The organism is Erythrobacter sp. QSSC1-22B, from assembly GCF_001678665.1.
Lineage (GTDB): Bacteria > Pseudomonadota > Alphaproteobacteria > Sphingomonadales > Sphingomonadaceae > Qipengyuania.
In genome coordinates this window covers 21,645-39,507 of record NZ_LZRP01000011.1, presented here as the reverse complement: position 1 = coordinate 39,507, position 17,863 = coordinate 21,645, and the positions used below count along the sequence as shown (strand labels likewise).

At 62.1% G+C, this 17,863-nt stretch carries 14 protein-coding genes; 3 read left to right on the top strand and 11 right to left on the bottom strand.

What is annotated here, in order from left to right; genetic code table 11:
* Positions 1-4 precede the first annotated feature (4 nt).
* Genes A9995_RS14455 through A9995_RS14440 form a run of 4 tightly spaced genes read right to left on the bottom strand, consistent with a single transcriptional unit; the run spans position 5 to position 5,064 of the window.
* The gene (locus A9995_RS14455) at positions 5-1,180 is read right to left on the bottom strand and encodes an amidase (RefSeq protein ID WP_082992767.1); all 1,176 of its coding nucleotides are present in this window, start codon (positions 1,178-1,180) and stop codon (positions 5-7) included.
* Positions 1,173-2,540 (bottom strand): phenylacetate--CoA ligase family protein, encoded by a 1,368-nt coding sequence (locus A9995_RS14450; RefSeq protein ID WP_067614270.1) that lies wholly within the window; start codon positions 2,538-2,540, stop codon positions 1,173-1,175. Before A9995_RS14450 ends, A9995_RS14455 begins: the two co-directional genes overlap by 8 nt.
* Positions 2,537-3,844 (bottom strand): MmgE/PrpD family protein, encoded by a 1,308-nt coding sequence (locus A9995_RS14445; RefSeq protein WP_067614269.1) that lies wholly within the window; start codon positions 3,842-3,844, stop codon positions 2,537-2,539. The genes A9995_RS14450 and A9995_RS14445 overlap by 4 nt, the downstream gene beginning before the upstream one ends.
* On the bottom strand, positions 3,841-5,064 hold the full coding sequence (locus tag A9995_RS14440; protein ID WP_082992766.1) for an MmgE/PrpD family protein: 1,224 nt from the start codon (positions 5,062-5,064) through the stop codon (positions 3,841-3,843). Before A9995_RS14440 ends, A9995_RS14445 begins: the two co-directional genes overlap by 4 nt.
* A gap of 41 nt (positions 5,065-5,105) precedes the next feature.
* On the opposite strand from A9995_RS14440, the gene A9995_RS14435 reads away from it, so the two are divergent.
* Positions 5,106-5,861, top strand: coding sequence for a GntR family transcriptional regulator (locus A9995_RS14435; protein WP_067614268.1), 756 nt, complete (start codon positions 5,106-5,108; stop codon positions 5,859-5,861).
* A 20-nt stretch (positions 5,862-5,881) separates the two neighbouring features.
* On the opposite strand, the gene A9995_RS14430 is transcribed toward A9995_RS14435, so the two are convergent.
* The 5 genes from A9995_RS14430 to A9995_RS14410 form a co-directional block, all read right to left on the bottom strand.
* A complete protein-coding gene (locus tag A9995_RS14430; RefSeq protein ID WP_067614267.1) occupies positions 5,882-6,964 on the bottom strand; it encodes a CaiB/BaiF CoA-transferase family protein in 1,083 nt (360 codons plus the stop codon).
* A gap of 3 nt (positions 6,965-6,967) precedes the next feature.
* Entirely contained in the window at positions 6,968-8,164 is a 1,197-nt protein-coding gene (locus tag A9995_RS14425; RefSeq protein ID WP_255360163.1) for a CaiB/BaiF CoA-transferase family protein, read from the bottom strand.
* Between the two features lie 8 nt (positions 8,165-8,172).
* Positions 8,173-9,372: an acyl-CoA dehydrogenase family protein gene (locus A9995_RS14420; protein ID WP_067614266.1), complete on the bottom strand. Its 1,200-nt coding sequence runs from the start codon at positions 9,370-9,372 to the stop codon at positions 8,173-8,175.
* Between the two features lie 68 nt (positions 9,373-9,440).
* Positions 9,441-9,950 carry a MaoC family dehydratase gene (locus tag A9995_RS14415; RefSeq protein ID WP_067614261.1) on the bottom strand — a complete coding sequence of 170 codons (510 nt, stop codon included), beginning with the start codon at positions 9,948-9,950 and terminating at the stop codon, positions 9,441-9,443.
* Entirely contained in the window at positions 9,943-10,905 is a 963-nt protein-coding gene (locus tag A9995_RS14410; RefSeq protein WP_233998235.1) for a CoA ester lyase, read from the bottom strand. Before A9995_RS14410 ends, A9995_RS14415 begins: the two co-directional genes overlap by 8 nt.
* Positions 10,906-10,986: 81 nt before the next feature.
* On the opposite strand from A9995_RS14410, the gene A9995_RS14405 reads away from it, so the two are divergent.
* Positions 10,987-11,913: a DUF1838 family protein gene (locus A9995_RS14405; RefSeq protein ID WP_067614257.1), complete on the top strand. Its 927-nt coding sequence runs from the start codon at positions 10,987-10,989 to the stop codon at positions 11,911-11,913.
* 82 nt (positions 11,914-11,995) lie between these two features.
* Here A9995_RS14405 and A9995_RS14400 read toward each other — a convergent pair whose 3' ends face one another.
* Complete coding sequence (locus A9995_RS14400; protein ID WP_233998234.1) at positions 11,996-14,524, bottom strand: TonB-dependent receptor; 2,529 nt, start codon at positions 14,522-14,524, stop codon at positions 11,996-11,998.
* Between the two features lie 136 nt (positions 14,525-14,660).
* Positions 14,661-15,332: a hypothetical protein gene (locus A9995_RS14395; RefSeq protein ID WP_067614253.1), complete on the bottom strand. Its 672-nt coding sequence runs from the start codon at positions 15,330-15,332 to the stop codon at positions 14,661-14,663.
* 207 nt (positions 15,333-15,539) lie between these two features.
* Here A9995_RS14395 and A9995_RS14390 point away from each other — a divergent pair, with 207 nt between their 5' ends.
* Positions 15,540-17,846, top strand: coding sequence for a TonB-dependent receptor (locus tag A9995_RS14390; protein WP_082992765.1), 2,307 nt, complete (start codon positions 15,540-15,542; stop codon positions 17,844-17,846).
* Positions 17,847-17,863 lie beyond the last annotated feature (17 nt).

The window sequence follows — 17,863 nt, the reverse complement described above, 5'->3', positions numbered from 1 at the left end:
TCCTTCAGTATGGTGCGCGATATGCGCCGAGTTTCGCATCGAGATCGCGAGCGAACGCGAACAGCTCTGCTTCGGCCCCTATCCGCCCGACGACTTGAACACCAAGCGGCAGACCACCGTCGGTCCAGCCCATCGGCACGCTGATCGCCGGCAGTCCGGCGATATTGGCAAGGCAGGTGAAATCAGCCTGTTCGACCGGTTCGCGGGTATCGTGCGCGAATGGCGGATTGGGAACGGTGGGCATGATCAGGAATCCGTGCCTATCGACAATGCTCGACACGCGATCGCGTGTCGCGCCGAGTATGGCGCGATCGGCGCCAACCTCCTGGACGGACCGATCGGGGCCGAAGGTCAGCAATCGGCGCAGTCTTTTGCTCAATTCGCCGACGTCTTGTAAATGGGTGTAGAGCGATTGGGACACCTGCCGGAACCCCGCGAAACGAATGCGGGAAAGCGGAAGATAGAGCCGGACGGTCGCGCATTGCTCGGGCAGCATGTCCACCACCCTGGCGAAGGCACGCTCAACCGCCGGATCGAGAGGCACCCCATGATCCGCGAGGATCGCTGTTTCGGCGCTGCCCGGCATGCTGCTGATATCCGAAATCACGCGCGTTACTCGCTGCAGCGTAAGGATGTCCCGTGCCAACACCCCGATCGCATCAAGCGAGGGATCCGCCGGGTCCAGCCCGTCCTGGCTGACACGGACGGTGCCGGGTTTGAACCCGTACACCCCGCAATGCGCCGCCGGAATGCGCACCGAACCCATCGTGTCCGTTCCCAGGGCCGCATCGCAAAGTCCCGCCGCCACCGAAGCACCGCTGCCGCCGGACGAACCACCCGGAGAATGTCCGATCCGATGCGGATTCTGCGTCGCTCCGTAATGTGGATTGTCGGTCTTGGCCCCCAAGGCAGCCTCTTCCATGTTGAGGGCGCCCAGGATCGCCGCACCGTCCCGGCGCAGCGACGTCACTACATGGGCATCGCGGTCCGCCACCCGATCGCGGTAAGCGGCCAACCCGCTGGTCCAGGGAAGCCCCCGCACCATGATATTTGCTTTCACGCCCATGGTCAGGTCCGACAGCGAACCTTTGCCGCCCTGCGCCCGTTCGTCGAAATCGACGAACGCATTGAACGGCGTATTGCGCCGTTTCAGATCGGCCAAGTCCACCATGTCACGCATTGCGGGCGTCGATCAGGCGCAGCGGCTTCTGGCGCTGGTCGATCTCCGTCGCGGCAGCGGTTCCGCCCGGTTCGACCAGTTCCACATCCACTTCGACGCCCAGCCCCCGTCTCAACAGATCGGCAAGCGCCGCCGCGTCGGTTCCGCCCCGGCTTTCGAGCGTCACCCGCATGGTGTCCTTCCGGTCCGCATCGCGTGTTAGATGGCAGACATATTCGCCGGTTAGATCGCCACGGTTTTCAATGATCGCGCCGATCGCATGGGGAAACACATTGATGCCGCGCAGCTTCACCATATTGTCGCTGCGGCCCTTGAAGCCGGTGATCCGCTTGAACGCGATGTCGCCGCGTCCCGCCATCTCCTGCGTAATGTCGTGCGTGTTGAAACGGATGCAGGGCGCGATATCGTCCTTGTACAGGCATGTGACCACCATATCGCCTGTGTCGCCCGACTCGACCGGCGCCCTGTCATCGACGCCAAGAATTTCCAGATATTGGGCATCCTCCCAGACATACAGCCCGTCGCGTTCAGGCCCCTCACCCGCAATGCACCCGGTGTCGCCGACGCCGTACCAGTCAAACGCCTTCGCGCCGTGCCAGGCAGCTTCGGTACCGGCGCGATCCTCCGTTCCCAGGTGGCCGATGATCATCCGAATATTTATCTGGTCGAACAGCTTCTCCGTCTCTGCCGTAGCGGCCAGCTTGCGCACGTAATCCACGAAGCCGACAAGGCAGGTCACGCCGAAGTCCGCCATCAGCTGCACCTGACTGATGCTGCGGGTTTCGATCCCGGTTCCGGCGGAAAGGAATATCGAATTGGTGAACTTGGTCACCGCCTCGCGGATATAATGGCCGCCGTTGATCATACCGTGACCATAGACCGATTGCACCACGTCATCGGATTGCAGGCCCATCCAGCGATACATCCGGCCGACCAGGAGATTGCCGACTTCCCTGCCCTTGGGTCCGAACATCAGCACCTGCGGTTTCCCGGTGGTCCCGCTGGTGGTGTGGAACACGATCGGTGATCGCGATGCCGCCGGCCCCATTCCGTGAAAATCCCCGAACGGCGGATGTTCGGCAATCGACGCCATCAGGTCGCTTTTGTCGTAGACCGGCAGTTTGACGATATCGGCAAGGCCTTGAATATCGCCCGGTTCGATCCCCTGAGCGCCCCACAGGCGCCGATAGAACGGCAATTGCCAACCGCGCTGCATGAGCTTGCGAAACTGCCGATCCTGCAAGCCGAACAATTCATCCCGGCTCATGGTGCGATACCGATCCAGAAACTTTGCGCCGACCGGATAATCCTGGAGCATCTGCGCCGGATCGAAGGCTTCGAAATAGGACGGATAGGTCATCGCGGCTCCACGAAATAGGCCAAGGGGTTGTCGAATATGCGCGGGTCGGCATCGGCGGGCGCCAAGTCTCTGGCGAGCACGCGTTTCGCTTCTGCCTGCGATGCGTCGAGTGGGTTGTCCGGGCTGCCCAAGGTGTGCGCTATGACGCGGCTCTGTCTCCGCCCATCCGCGACTGTCAGCGTAAGCTCCTGAGGGAATAGGGCGTTACCGTCGGTAGTGCCGTCATCGGTCAGGCGCACTTTTGCCGCGATATGCGCCAGCGCGGGATCGATGAAGTCTTGCGCGGTGAAGCGCCGTGGATCGATCCGGCCATCCGTCAGCAACAAGGCGACGAGATAGGGCATACACAGCCTGGCCCAGGCGGGCGTCATTTCCGGCGACCAGCGCCGATCGACTAGGCGGCGGATAAGCGGTGGACAAGCAAGTTCGATGTCCGTCAGATCGCGGACCTGTTTGCGGGTGAGCGATAGCTGCTGCAGCAATCCGAGAGCGGCATGGCTGGCACGACCGGAAGGAAACGGCTTCACGCTGATTTCGGATATTCGCCACACCTTCCCTAAATTTTCGGTGTAGCGCCGCAGATCGCCGCTTTCGAATAGTTGCAGATATCCGAACGGGCCCTCCAGGGCGTCCCTCGGTCCGCCGAAGCCGGCGCTGGCCAGATCGCTGGCCGTGATCGCCGCTCGCGCGGCGTTGGCAATCTGGAACGGCAGGGTTTCGCTGCCTTCCACATGGGCCTGCATCGTTCCGGCTGCGGAGGAATAGGCCAGCCCGAGCGCATCGGGGATGGAAAAGCCATCGAACCGGGCGACCGCCACCGCCGCCCCCATCACGCCGGTAACGGCAGGCCGGAAGAACCGCATCGCGCTGTCGGCGCACAGACCCAGGCCGGACGCGATGTCGACCCCGATTGACAGCGCTACCAGCGCTTTTTCGGCATCGCATTCGCCCCCCGCGGCGATACGCCGGTCGATCGCTGCAGCCAGGGCAGCGGTCACCACGCTCATCCCATGAACCACCGCGGGTTCGTGCACAGCATCCCATTCGAGGCAATGGATGCGATAGCCGTTGACGAAGGCTGCGCCCGGCGCGGGCAGGCGTTCCGCCGTCCCGATCAGGCGGGCATCGGCCCCCTTTCCGAACCCGCGCGCTGTTTCCAGGATAGCCCGTTCCCCCGGCGCGCCGACTGCCGCTGCGCCCACGGCCAGCGTGTCGCCTAGCAGGCGGATCGCATCGCTACGAACATCGGCGGGCAGCGCATGATCGGACGCTGCGAAGCGCAGGAGATCGGCCGTCGCGCTCATGTCAGCCAATCCTGCAGCATCCGGTCGATCGCTTCGGCGTCGTCGCCTTCGAGCACGCATGCGATCGCCCGGTCCGGCTCCTCCGGCGACAAACCGCCCCATGTGCAAAGCGATCGGAGCTTGGTAATCACGTCCTCGCGCGACATCGGCCGTTCCGGATCGCCGCGCGCATCGACCAGTTCGAACCCGTTGACCGTAGCGCCGAAATGGGCGGGGTAGCGCGCCGTGATTGCGGGGTCTTCGCATACCGTGACCTGTGAGCGCAGCGAGCCGAGTTCGGCGATCGCACCGAGGCTGAAATCGGACGGTTCTGCATGTCTGCCAGCCGACACAATTGCCACCGCGTGCTGCAGCGAAAATTTCGCATCCAGTTCCGTGACCGGATCGGGGCGGTCGCAAAACGCCAATGCGTCCGCATAGGTTTGCACTTCGAAAGGAGCCTGCAATCTGCCCACCGCACGAAGTTCCATCGCGGCATCGATTGCGGGATGGGTATGGCGGCAGGCGGCATAAGGTTTCAGGCTGACTTCGCGTATCAACCAGCCCTTCCCGTGGGGCATCGGCCCCGGTTGGCGCGCCATTGCCGCGAACACGCCTTGCGGGCCTTCCAACAAGGCCGCGGGTCCGGTCGCGCCGTAATGCACATGCAAAACTGCGTCCCGTCCCGTTCGAACGGCGTGATAAACGTGCCATTGCTTGGTCAGCACATCGTCGTGCCGCATATGCCAGACACCGCCGGCAACCGAACCGGCGTTGGCCAGGGCATTCGCATATTGCACCGGACCGAACCCGATCAGAGAACCGAATGCGGCTGCAGCGCCGAACCCGCCCATCGTCCCAGTAGGGTGCCAATGCGCGTAATGATGCGCGTCCAGCATGCCGCCGATCGCGATCATCGCCTCGTATCCGCGAATGCCTGCGTTCAGCCGCTCCGCCAAAGATGCGGATGGGTAGGACAGGGCCGTGGGCCACACGACCGGACCGGGGTGGAGCAATGCCGTGCGATGCACATCGTCCATTTCCAGCGCGTTGCCCAGATAGGTCGATTTTTCCCACGCGGTGGGCGAGATGGCACGCCCGAGCGCCCCCGCCTCCGTACGCAGAGCACCGGCAATGCACGCAAGCCAATCCAGCAGATGCAGGCGCGCCCGGTCCCGGACGCCGGGTTCCACCGGCCGGGCAAGCCGGTTTGCCAGTTGCGTAAGCAGGGTATCGCTCATATCCTCGCAACACCCCCGCACACTGCAATCGGAACCCTGTTTTGGCTGATGCCGCCCTGCCTCCTGCGACCGACAAGATGCCCCGTTATCTTCAGGTAGCTGCGGATTTGCGCGATGCGATCGGGGCTGGCGATTATGCCGACGGCAGGCAGTTTCCCACCGAAACCCTCTTGTGCGAAACCTACCACGCTAGCCGATTCACCATTCGCGAAGCGTTGAAACGGCTGCAGGCCGAGGGGCTGATCGCCCGCAAGCGCGGTTCCGGCACCACCGTGCAGCCGGCCGCAGCGCGGGGCGGTGCGCTGCATCAGCCGATGGGCAATGTTGGCGAATTGCTGCAATATGCGCGCGACAGTACGGTAGTGTATGCAGAACACGAATGCGGACCATTGCCGGCCATCGTGGGCGATCAGATCGAAGGCGAAGCGAGCGGGCAATGGCGCTGTTTCTACGGTATCCGGCGCAGACCGTCGGACGCATTGCCCATCGCCACCACCCGCGCCTATTTTCATGAACGGCTGGGCCATGCGATCGATCAGCTCGATCTTTCCGCGGGGACGCTGTTCAGTCAGATCGAACGCCTTGCCGGGGTCAGCATCGGCCGGGTGACGCAGGATATCCAGGCTGTCGCTGCGGATACCGGAACCGCGGTCGCGCTGGAAGTGGAGGAAGACACGCCGGTCCTGCGGATCATCCGATGCTATCTTGACCCCAAGGGTCGTTTGTACGAAATTTCGGTCAGCCATCACCCCGGCAACCGCTTTGCCTACGCGATGCATATCGATCTCGATATCTGAGAGCAGGCAGCAAGCCTTCGTCATTCTTGCCCCAGCTCCGGAACTGGCCCAGGCTGCCAAGACTCCCCGGCGAAACGGATCGGCGAGGCGATATGGTGTGCGCCCCATTCATCTTCGACGAGCAGGCCGCGCTCGGCTATATGCGCTGAATCGAGCGCCTCGCGAAAATCCAGGACCGGCGCGAAAGCGATATCCTTGTCGGCGAACCACGCAATCCATCGGGCGCGGCTGCGCCGAACAAACGTCGTGCGCAGAAATTCGATCAGTTCGTTCTGCTGTCCTGCCTCATTTTCCGCCTGAGGCATCAGGTCCGGGCGATCCAGGGCCGTCAACAGCGCTTGCGCAAATTTGGTTTCGCGGCCGCCCAGCGCAATGTGTTTGCCATCGCTGGTCTGATAAACCTGATAAAGCGCGGCCCCGCCCAACGACCGCTGTTCAGACGAGCGCGGAGCGTCCCCCCCCGCGATGGCGGCCCCGGCGATATGGGCGCTCCATGGAAGCAGGCTGTCGAACATCGCGCAGTCGATATAGGCACCCTCCCCATACCGCTCTCGCCCGAGCAGTGCCATCAGCACCGCCGACAGGGCCGTGAGCCCAGCGGCCATATCAGCAGACGGAGCGCCGGGCACCACCGGGTTGCCGGCCGGATCGTCGTTCACAGCCAGAAAGCCCGTCAGGGCTTGCACCGCCATATCGTGTGCCGGATGATCAGCCAGTATGCCATCCTGCCCGAACGCGGAGATCGAGCAATACACGATCGCGGGATTGATCGCCTTCACCGCAGCATAGTCGAACCCCAGACGCTGCATCACGCCGGGGCGGAACCCCTCGACGAACACATCCGCCTTCTGGCAAAGCCCGCGCAAACCCGCCTGCCCGTCGGCAGTTTTCAGATCCAGGACCCGGCTTTGCTTGCCGCGGTTGAGGTTGGCGAACCACACCGAATGACCGCCTTCGAAAGGAGCCTGCCGGCGTGCCGGGTCGCCCGACGGCGGCTCGATCTTGATGATCTGCGCACCATGATCGGCCATCATTACGGTCATCATCGGGCCGGGCAGGAACTGCGTCAGATCGATGACCGTGATGCCTGACAGTCTGCCCATCGGTCAGACCACGCCTTTTGCGCGCAGCGTATCGATCGCTTCGGTATCGTACCCGATTTCGCGCAGCAATTGGTCGCTGTCGATCCCCAACAGTGGCGCCGCGCGGTTCGGCAAACGGTTTCCGTCCAGCCGGATGGGGCTGGCCAGAACCTGCATGTCCTCCCGATCCGGATGGTCGACGCTGTCGAGCATCCCCGTTTCCACCAGCCATGGATTGTCCATCGCGTCCGCGAGCTCGTAAACCGGCGCTACTGGTACGTGCCCGGCCAGCAGTTCTTGCCAGTGCGCTATCGGCTGTTGCACGAATTGCGCATCGAGCAGTCCGGTCAGTTCCGCACGGTGGCGCAGCCGGGCGGGGTTGTCGGCGAACCGCGGATCATCCCGCAGATCCTCGCGCCCGAGCCGTTCCACCAGAACGTTCCAGAATTTGGGCAGTTGGCACATCATGAATATCCAGCCATCGGCGGCGCGGAACATCTGGCTGGGGGTGGCGGTGGGATGAGCGCTGCGCGCAGTTCGCTGGGTCTCATCGCCTTCGTTGAGATACCACAACGCGGGATAGCTGGTCTGGTGCACGGCCGCGGATAACAGATCGGTATCCACATCGCGCCCTGTGCCGGTCCGCTGCGCATCCATCAACGCGGCCAGAAGCCCGATCGACATCAGCGTCCCGGTCATGAAATCCACCATGCTCAGACCCATGCGCTGCGGTTCCCCGCCGGGTTCGCCGGTCATCTGGCAATAGCCGGCCTCGGCCTGCATCAGGTAATCATAGCCCGGCCATGTCGCGCGGGCGTTGTCGCGGCCATAAGCGGACAAATGCGCGCAGACGATGGCCGGATTGACGTCTTTCAGCGCAGCATAGGTCAGCCCCAGTTTTTCCGGCAGATCGCCGCGCATGTTGTTGGCGACGGCATGGCTGGTGGCGACGAGTTTGCGGAACACCTCCGCGCCGGCCGGCTCGCGCAAATCCAGCGTCAGGGACTTCTTGTTGAGATTGAAAGCCTGAAAATAAAGGCTTTCATGATCTCTCAGAAAGTGTGGACCGACGGCACGCGCGGTATCTCCCCCGCCTCTCCCATCCACGCGCGGCGGTTCGATCTTGATCACCTCCGCGCCAAGTTGCGCCAGGTGCATCGTGCCATAAGGGCCGGCGCCGTATTGTTCCGCGCTCAGGATCCGGAAGCCGGTGAGGGGCAGGTGCAGGCTCAGGCGGGATTCTCCTTGAAATGCTGGCGCGCGATGATCATCCGCTGCATTTCGTTGGTCCCTTCGCCGATGCACATCAGCATGGAATCGCGGTAATACCGTTCGATGTCGTATTCCTTGGAATAGGAATAGCCGCCATAGACGCGCATTGCCTCTTGGCTGTTAGACACCGCCGCTTCGGAAGCGAAATATTTCGCCATTCCCGCTTCCTTGTCGCAACGCTCGCCCTTGTCGTAAGCCATGGCCGCATCCATCGTCAGCAGGCGGGCGGCGCGCGCGCGTGTGGCCATCTCGCCGATCTTCAGCTGGATTGCCTGGTGCTGCGCGATCGGCTTGCCCATCGTCTCGCGTTGCTGCGCATATTGCGTGGCGAGGCGCAACGACCCTTCGGCAAGGCCGACCCCGCGAGCGGCGACATTGATCCGGCCCAGTTCCAATCCGCCGGTGGCCTGAAAGAAACCCTGCCCTTCCGTGCCGCCGATCAGCTGGTCGGCAGGCAAGACGTAATCCTCCATCACCAGCTCCGCGCTGTCGATCGCCTTGTACCCCAGCTTCTCGAACTGCTTGCCCACGGTGAGGCCCGATGTCTCGCCCTCGCGCTTGTCCGCGATGAACAGACTCATCCCCTTGTAGCGCGGGTCGGCATGGGGATCGGTCTTTGCGATCAGGGCAAAGACATGCCCGTTGACCGCGTTGGAAATCCAGGTCTTGGTGCCGTTCAGCACATAATCGCCATTATCGTTCCGGTGCGCGACGGTGCGGATTGCCTGCAGGTCGGTGCCGGCATTGGGTTCGGTCAGCGCCAGCCCGCCGCGCAGTTCGCCCGTGGCCAGCTTGGGCAGCCATTTCGCCTTCTGCTGCGCGGTGCCGAACCGTTCGACGGCCGCAGCCATGATCAGATGCGAATTGAAGATGCCAGTAATCGCCATCCAGTGGCTGGAAATCTGCGCCACGATATTGGCATAGGTTGTAGCCGGTAGGCCCAGCCCGCCATATTCCTGCCCGATTGTGGCGCCGAACAGACCCATCTCCGCCATCTGCCCGACCAGCTCTTCAGGCCAGATATCACCATGGTCGTGATGCTTCACCACTGGGATCACCTCGCGTTCCAGCCAGCGATCGATGGAGTTCATCAAGGCGCGTTCCTCGTCTGGATCGATGGTGCGGATCTGGCTTTCGAGTGATGCTGCGGTGGCCATGTATCATTCCTGGTTTGCGTCCGGGCTGCTTTGCGTGCGAGTCGTGTTTGGAGGGAATGTAGGGGCGTTCAATCGTCCAGATTGCCGTGCCCGCGTTTCCATACCAGGACCGATCGCTTGAAATGGCTGACGACCACACCGTCCTGGTTCTTAGCGGTCGTCTTGAAGGTCACGATGCCCTGCCCTTCGCGGCTTTTGCTTTCGCGCTTGTCCAGAATCTCGCTTTCGCAATAGATCGTATCGCCCACGAACAGCGGATGCACCATGCGCACCTCGTCCCATCCCAGATTGGCAATCGCCTTGCCGCTGGTGTCGCTCACACTCATTCCGGTCATCAGCGCGATGGTGAGCGGGCTTACCACCAGCGGTCTGCCGAACTCGGTTTTTTTTGACAACTCGTAATCGAAATGGGCGGGGTGGGTGTTCATGGTCAGCAGGGTGAACCACACATTGTCCGCATCGGTGATGGTGCGGCCGGGGCGGTGTTCATAGACGTGCCCGACGACGAAATCGTCGAAATAGCGGCCCTGGACCTCGCGGAACCGACCGGGGGAAACTTCGACGACGCCATCACGCATGGGTTAGTCTTTCGGTCTGGTTGGTCCGGCTCCGCTCGATCACGGCACGGTATTGCTTCACGATGGGCGCGTCGAGCATCCGGCCCTTGTAGACAATGGCTGCGCCGCCTGCATCATTATAGGCGCGCAGGGCCTCCGCGGCTTCGTTCACCTCGTCCTGGCCAGGTGCGAAGGCGGCTTCGATGGCAGCTATCTGGCGCGGGTGGATCGCAGCCTTGGCTCTGAAACCCAGCGCGCGCGAGGCAGCGCATTCCCGTCCCAGCGCGTCCGCATCGTCCAGGTGGATGAACGGCACGTCGATGGCGGGTACGGTCGCTTCCGCGCAGGCGAGGATCAATTGCTGCCGTGCGGCCAGCAGCGGTGTCCACGCCAGCTTCACTCCCAGCTCCGCTGCGAAATCTCCGCCGCCGAACATCACCGCCCCGACATTGCCGCTCTTCGCGATGTCCAGCGCACGGCGCAGCGCGCATGGGCTTTCAATCAGGGGAATCAATTCCGGGCAGCGATCGCCGAGCACCTGCGCCACGATTGCGCAGTCGCGTGGGCTATCCACCATCGGCAGCATCAGGAATTGCGGCATTTCTGGCGCGGAAACATGCTCCAACGCCGCCAAGTCCGCAATGCCGGCGGCCGTCGCCACCGGATTGATCCGGATCGCCCACCCCGACCCGCCCCGGTCGGCGACATGGGCCAGCGCGGCCGTTCGCGCTGCAAGCTTGTTCTTCGCCGGGACCGCATCCTCCAGATCGATGACCGTCACGCCCGCGCCCGCCGCCGCCGCCTTCTGGAAACGGTCGCCGCGCGATCCGGGTACGAACAGGAGGCTGTTGCTCGCAAACACGTAGGGACAGTTCCTTAGACAGTCGAAGACCCAATCCGGGTCGGTCGGTAGGGGGTCCGTATGGGGACCGAACGAGCACCTTTGCAAATGGCGCTTCACAATTTGTCCGGACAAATCTAAAGTCAACCCGTAAGTGCAGGTTCACACCAGATTGTATGCGGGACGCAGGACCGGAAAACCGAGGGAGAAACGTTTATGGCAATCCTTAACAAACTAATCGCGGCGGCGGGGATCGCGTCCGCTTTCACGCTGGCCGCCGGTCCGGCGCAGGCGCGAACGCTGGACCCCGATGTACCGGAAGACGCGATCGAGATCGCCAAGCGCCTGCAATGCGGCGTGTCAGCGGACGAACCGGCAGTCTATCACTGGTCGGGCAATATCTATGGCCGCAGCCCGGGCATCCGCGACAAGCTGTTGTTCAAAGGCGAAGGCATGAACATCCGCCGCTGCGTGGAAGTGACCGACGCGGATCGCGGCAGCGGCTGGCGCATGATCAGTCGCGAAGTGATGCTGATGCTGGACCCCGAAACGGGCGAGGTGATCGATCGCTGGGACAACCCCTATACCGGGGAAACCGTGGACGTGATGCAGATCCACAACGATCCGGTGAACGGTCGTCCGAATTTCCCGCGTGGAGCCGACGGATCGCTCTATACGTTGGACAGTCTGCGCGAAGAAGGCCCGTTCGTGTTCATGCCCTTCGAAGCACCGCTGTTCTATCCCAATCCTTTGGCCGGCGATTACCAACAATTTGTCGGCAACGAATACCACGCGATGGAAATATTCGATTTTGCCGCACTTAAGGACGAATTGTACGACAGTACGCGGCCGACCGCCTATCCGATCATCAGCTGGGTGCGGATATCGCCTTGGGCGCCGTGGATGGAGATGGGATCGAGGCCGGGGCAGATGGTGTTCAACGCCATGGGCCGCAAGCTGCCCGGCGGGTTCGAGGATCTGCCGGACGTCCTGAAGAAGGAAATCCGGACCAATTACCCGATCTACGAAAGCGCGCCGCCGAAGGACGATATGCGGCCCAACGAAACCACCTGGACCAAGTTCAAGTTGCTGACCGATGAAGCGCGGACCAAGGCGGGACCCGCTTCGACACGCGGCGAGTAGGTTCCGGAGACAGGCCAGAGATAAGAAAGGGGCCGCCGGATGTTCTCCGGCGGCCCCTTTTTTCGTGCGCGTCGTCAGCATATCAAAAACCGGCGGACACGATCACACCAAAGCGCCGTCCGGGGCGCAGGCCGCCGATGAAGCTGCGGCGGAAGCTGGCATCGCCATCAGCGAAGCGCAGCCCCTGGGCCGTCGCATCCTCGTCGGTCGCGTTGTCGACATAGCCCTGGATTTTGTAGAAACCGTTGCCGAGCCCGACGCGCAGATCGACGACCGTGCTATCGCCGTAGCTCGCCAGATTGCTCACCTGAACGAACGCTTCGGAGGTAAAGGTGACATTGCCGCCGGCGAAGAACTCCCAGTCGCCATCACCCAGCGGCTGTCGGTAATCGACGTCCACGAACACCCGATGAACCGGCGCACGCGGGATACGCTGCCCCCTGATCGAACCGAACAGGCTCTGGCACCCTCTGATCTCGGGGAACTGGTCGCCCGTGGAACAATTCACCAGCCGGTCGTCGGCCACGTCGTTCAGCACACCCTGGTTCTCGTCGAAGCCGGAGGTGAATTTGGTATCGGCAAGCGCGTAGTTCGCGGTGACGGCGAAATTCCGACTCGGCCGCGCCAGGATTTCCAGCTCCGCGCCGTTGATCCGCGCATTACCCGCGTTGCGCACCACGCTGACCTGGTTCGGCGGAACGGAGACGTTCTGGGTCAGCTGGTACCCCTCGATTTCGTTGTGAAACAGCGCCAGATTGACGACCAGCGCATCGTCCAGGAACCGGTTCTTGATTCCCAGCTCGTAAGACGTGTTGTCCTCCGCATCGAACACGTCGATGTCGAGCGTGGGATCGTTCTGCACGGCGCGTACGGCCAGCGAGCCATTGAAACCGCCGGGTTTTTGCCCCTCGGCATAGATACCGTAGATCAGCGTGTCGGGATTGGGCTGCCAATCCACCGTCACGCGCGGGGTAAACTCCCTGAAGGTGGCTTCCGCATCGATCGATGCCGGGCGGGGACTACCTTGGTTGAAGATAAAGGCCGATTGCCGGATGCGCTCTTCGGCGTAACGGCCCTCGAACCCGATGTTGATGGTGGGTGTCACATGCAGCTCGACCGCGCCGAAAGCCGCAATGTTGCGGATGTCCAGCAGGCTTTCATTGCGCGAATTGGGCACTGACGGGCCGAACAGCGGCACCACGCTGGCGCAGTTCGGATTGGCAGTGCAGATCGCGCGTTCGATTGCGATCGCCTGGCCGAAGCTGGCTGCGGCGCGCGCCGCCGCGTCGTCCGGCACCTCGCGGATGGAGAAACTGTCATCGTCCTGATTGAAATAGTAACCGCCCACGATCACGTCGAACCTGTCGCTCAGATAGCTCAGCCGCAGTTCCTGCGAATAGTCCCGGGTTTCCTGACGGTTGGCGAAGCTGAAATCGACCGTGCTGCCGACGAACCCGAAGGGGAAGCGCGGGCCGCGGGGACCGAAGCCGACCGGCGCGCCGATCGGGAAACGAGAAAATCGCGCAGTCTGAAAGCTGTTCGGGCCATAATCGCCGTCGGTCAGCTGGGTCAGCGTTCGATCGTTGAAGCCCGAAAGCGAAGTCAGCGTGAACTGGTCGGTCAGTTCATATTCCATCCGCAGGCTGACATTGTAGGTGTCGCCCTCGATTCCGACATCGTCCGGATCGCGGAATTGGCGGCGGTAATCGGTATTGATCGGGCGTGGCCGGATCGGCCCGGAAAAATAGCGCCCGCCCCCGCCATACAAGGCGCTGTCATCGGGCAGGACGTTGTTGAACTGGGTGCCTTGTGCAAAGATCGCGGGTTGGCCGTCGTCGGTGCGGTTGAAATAGCCGCGTAACGCGGCGGTGAACGGGCCGCCATCGTCCCAGTTGAGAACGCCGGACACGGAATAAGACATCTGGTCCCCTACCGGCTTCCCGTCGAACTGGTTGATGAACTCGCCCCCGAAATCGTAATAGCGCCCGTTGATGCCCACACCCAGCCCGTCGGAAATGGGGCCGCGGATGCCGGCGGTCACTTCGTACCGGTCGAATTCTGAAATGTCGGCGGTTATACGCCCTTCCCAGTTGTCGCCCGGCATTTTGGAGATGATGTTGATCGCGCCGGAATAGGTGTTGCGCCCGTACAACGCGCTCTGTGGCCCCTTGACCACCTCGATCCGTTCGATCGTGTCGACATCGTAATCCGCGATACTGCCGGTGTAGTAGATGCCGTCGATGAAGAAAGCGACGCCGCTATCACCGAGCAGGTTGGCCTGCCCGCGAATGACGGGAGAATTGCTCGACCGGCCGAAGCTGTCGTCGAAAACCAGACCCGGCGTGGTCTTGGCGATGTCCGCCACGCTGTCGAGACCGAGCCGGGCGATGGTTTCCGCTGTCGCGACAGACACGGATGTCGGCACGTTCTGCAGCGTTTCTTCCCGTTTTCGCGCGGTGACGATAATCATGTTGCCGCTGGGTTCCGCTCCCGCCTGCTCCGCTTCGGGATTGCCGTCGGTGTCGCGGACTTGTGCACTGGCAATCGAAGGCACGGCCAGCGGTGTCAGGATCGAAGCCGCCAGCAGACCGGCGCGTAATAGTGCCCTCATCATCAATCTCCCCATGGCGGACCATGCCGCCTCCCGATAAGACCAGAAATCACTGCATCAGTAGAATTTGTCCAGACAAATTTTCGGTCGCTCCAATTCTCTCTTCAGGCTTATGGCGTTTGGGTCGCAGTTACGGTCAGAACGGCTTCACATTGCCCAGAAATGCGGTGATGAGCAGCAGCAGATAGATCGTCCAAACCCATTTGCGTGTGGCGTTCATAGTCCCGAGCAGCGGGAGCTCGGTCGCATCGCTCGACCCCTGTTCAAGCACGGCAGTCAGTTGCGGGCCGACCGGCTTGAACGTGCGGTCAATCATGATAGCCGCCACGAAGATCAGCCCGAACAGCAGTGCCTTCCACGCCAGCCAGCTCATCGTGAGCGGCGCGCCTGTCAGAATGCTCTGCAGGCCGAGCCATATATAGAACCCGCCGATGATCCAGCTCAGCACCCCTTCGATGCGCCGATTTCGCGCGGCTCGCGCAGTCTGGTCGTGGGCATGCGTATCCCAGACAAGAAACAACCAGAATGCGCCCACGATCCAGCTGCCCCACAACAGTGGTACCGGCACATCCCAATAACCGCCCGCCGCCACAACGCTCAGCGACAACGGCACCATCAGCGCCCAAGCGCTGCGCGGCGTCAAATCCACGAGCACCAGCAGCTTGAGCAACGCGATCCGCTGGTCGAGCGTGTAGACGGTGCGCTTGCGAAAATGCTGTCCCAGGCAATACACGCCCACATCCGCGCCCAGCCAGAGGACGAAGGCAATCAGATGGGCGAACACCAGCAGGCTGTAGAGGGTGATCATCGAGCACGGCTCCTCAGATTGTTACGCGAAGGCCGCATCGGGCAGCCATAATCGTTCAACAGCGAGCTCGCGATAGCGGATAACTTGACAAAAGCAAATTTGTCCGGACAACTTGGGGTTGAGCAGGACGTCCGATTTCCACGGTGTCCTTGCGTCGGCCAATCCAGTGCGCCCCCGCGCCGGATGCTTGTTTGAGGGACCAATGCCATGAACAATCGTCAATTCACGCGTATGTCGAAACGTGCCTGTCACACTGCGATCGCTACCGTGCTGGTGACGGGGTTGCTGGTTCCAGTTGCGGTTTCCGCGCAAGAGGCGGATCAGTCTGCCACCGACGAACCGGTCGTCGCGCCCATGGCGGGCGACGGCGTGATCATCGTGACCGCCCAGCGCCGGGCGCAGGATTTGCAGGACGTTCCCGCCGCGGTGACCGCCCTCTCGGCCGAAATGCTCGAGAACCGGCAGATTGCCGACACAAACGACCTCGCCAACCAGATCCCGAACGTGGTGATTTCTACCGGCACCGGAACCGCCAGCAGTGCGCGCATCTATTTTCGCGGCGTGGGGGAAGACGAATCGCGCGGCGCGATCGATCCCGCGGTCGGGATCTATATCGACAACGTCTATCTCGGGCGCACTGTTGGGAGCCTGGTGGATCTGGTGGACATCGAACAGGTGGAGGTGTTGCGCGGGCCGCAGGGGACATTGTACGGCCGCAACACCAATGGCGGCGCGATCAAGATCAGTTCGGTCCGCCCGCAACTGGACGAAACCAGCCTGACCGCCGAAGCGAGCTATGGCAATTATAATCGCATTCAGGGCAAGGCGAGTGCCAATCTGGACCTATGGGATAGCGGCGCGCTGCGCATTTCTGGCCTCTACCGGGAACGCGACAGTTATTTCACATTGAACCCCAATGGCGATTTCGCGAATCAGGCCGGGTCCGAACCGGGCGGGGAGCAAGTTTATGCCGTGCGCGGCAGCTTCTACGGCGAATTGTCGGACGTATGGTCGTTTTTGGCGATCGTCGATTACACGAAGGACAAATCCGATCCGGTGCCAAGTTCGGTCATCGCATTCAGCGACAATCCCACCGTCGTGACCGATCGCGACCAAGACATCTTCACCATTGAACCCGCACCCAGGGTGACATGCAGCGCCCGTACCCCGCCGACCTTCCGGCCGGTCGGCTGCTTCACCGATTTCAACAGCGAGGTTGATGCGTTCGGCGTTTCTTACCAGTTGAGCGGTGAATATGACGGGTTCTCGGTCTCGTCCGTCACCGCGTACCGCACATTGAATGACGATCTTTCGACCAGCATCACCTTCCCCTATTTCCAGACGACCGACCAAAATCAGTTCAGCCAGGAATTCCTGGTCAACACCAGCATCGGCGAACTGATCGATCTGACGGCGGGCGCGTTCTACTACAGCGAGGACGCGGTTCTCGATTTCACCTTCATCCTGCCCATAACCAACCGCATCCGGACCGAGAGCGCATCCGTCTTCGGGCAGGTCGGTCTCAACCTTACCGATGCGCTGACGCTGACGGGAGGGTTGCGATACACCGACGAGGATCGCGATTTCACGGGCACATCGCCGGTGGTTCCGCGCGTCACTGGCAATGTTGGGGTGAGCGACATCACCTATACCGGCAAAGCAAGCTACGAAATCACGCCCGATATCCTGGTCTATGGCAGTTACGCGACAGGGTTTAAATCGCCCGGCTTTTCCGCCGACTGCTTCGCCCCGACCGCATGCTTCCTGCCAGTCGACAAGGAAGAACTGAAGAGCATCGAAGGGGGTCTCCGCACGCAATTCCTGAACGGCCGCGCCACCTTCAACGCGACCTATTTCAACAATGATTACTCCGATCTCCAGATCAGCGCGACGACGGGCGGCGGGGTGTTCACGCGGACCAATGCGGCCAACGCCGCGATCCAGGGAGTCGAGGTGGAATTCAGCCTGGAGCCGGTGGACGGCCTGGTGTTCTACGGCAATGGCAGCTGGCTGGATGCGAAGTATGAAGACCTGACGCCGCTGCAAGCGGGGACGCTGACCAATTCCAACATCAACACCGGCGCCATCGGCCCCGCCTGTACCGGCGTGACGGCAACCGGCCCGTCCCAGCAATTCAGCGATCAGGTGGTCGCCTGCGCGCTGGGCATTGAGTTGAAGAACGCACCCGAATGGAAGGCGACCGCCGGTTTCACCTATACCATTCCCGTGGCATCGGGCCCGTTCGGTTCAGGGGAGGTGTTCTTCGGCGGCGATGTTTCATACGAGGACGACAGCTTCGCGCTCGTGTCCAACACGCCGGGATCGCTGGTGGAACCGGGCACGAGACTGGATGCGCGGATCGGTTACCGATCGCTCGATAGCGGGCTGCGCATCACCCTGTGGGGCAAGAACCTGACTGATCGCGAATATTTCCGCGCCAGTACCGGACCAAACCAGGTCTATTCTGCCGCGCCGTTGACCTTCGGCGTGGATGTCGGCTTCAAGTTTGATTGAGATGACGAACCTGGCAC

What these genes read in the sequence shown, in the direction of transcription:
- A9995_RS14455 (WP_082992767.1), bottom strand. Translation starts at nt 1,180, where the DNA reads ATGCGTGACATGGTGGACTTGGCCGATCTGAAACGGCGCAATACGCCG.
- A9995_RS14450 (WP_067614270.1), bottom strand. Translation starts at nt 2,540, where the DNA reads ATGACCTATCCGTCCTATTTCGAAGCCTTCGATCCGGCGCAGATGCTC.
- A9995_RS14445 (WP_067614269.1), bottom strand. Translation starts at nt 3,844, where the DNA reads ATGAGCGCGACGGCCGATCTCCTGCGCTTCGCAGCGTCCGATCATGCG.
- A9995_RS14440 (WP_082992766.1), bottom strand. Translation starts at nt 5,064, where the DNA reads ATGAGCGATACCCTGCTTACGCAACTGGCAAACCGGCTTGCCCGGCCG.
- A9995_RS14430 (WP_067614267.1), bottom strand. Translation starts at nt 6,964, where the DNA reads ATGGGCAGACTGTCAGGCATCACGGTCATCGATCTGACGCAGTTCCTG.
- A9995_RS14420 (WP_067614266.1), bottom strand. Translation starts at nt 9,372, where the DNA reads ATGGCCACCGCAGCATCACTCGAAAGCCAGATCCGCACCATCGATCCA.
- A9995_RS14415 (WP_067614261.1), bottom strand. Translation starts at nt 9,950, where the DNA reads ATGCGTGATGGCGTCGTCGAAGTTTCCCCCGGTCGGTTCCGCGAGGTC.
- A9995_RS14405 (WP_067614257.1), top strand. Translation starts at nt 10,987, where the DNA reads ATGGCAATCCTTAACAAACTAATCGCGGCGGCGGGGATCGCGTCCGCT.
- A9995_RS14400 (WP_233998234.1), bottom strand. Translation starts at nt 14,524, where the DNA reads ATGAGGGCACTATTACGCGCCGGTCTGCTGGCGGCTTCGATCCTGACA.
- A9995_RS14395 (WP_067614253.1), bottom strand. Translation starts at nt 15,332, where the DNA reads ATGATCACCCTCTACAGCCTGCTGGTGTTCGCCCATCTGATTGCCTTC.
- A9995_RS14390 (WP_082992765.1), top strand. Translation starts at nt 15,540, where the DNA reads ATGAACAATCGTCAATTCACGCGTATGTCGAAACGTGCCTGTCACACT.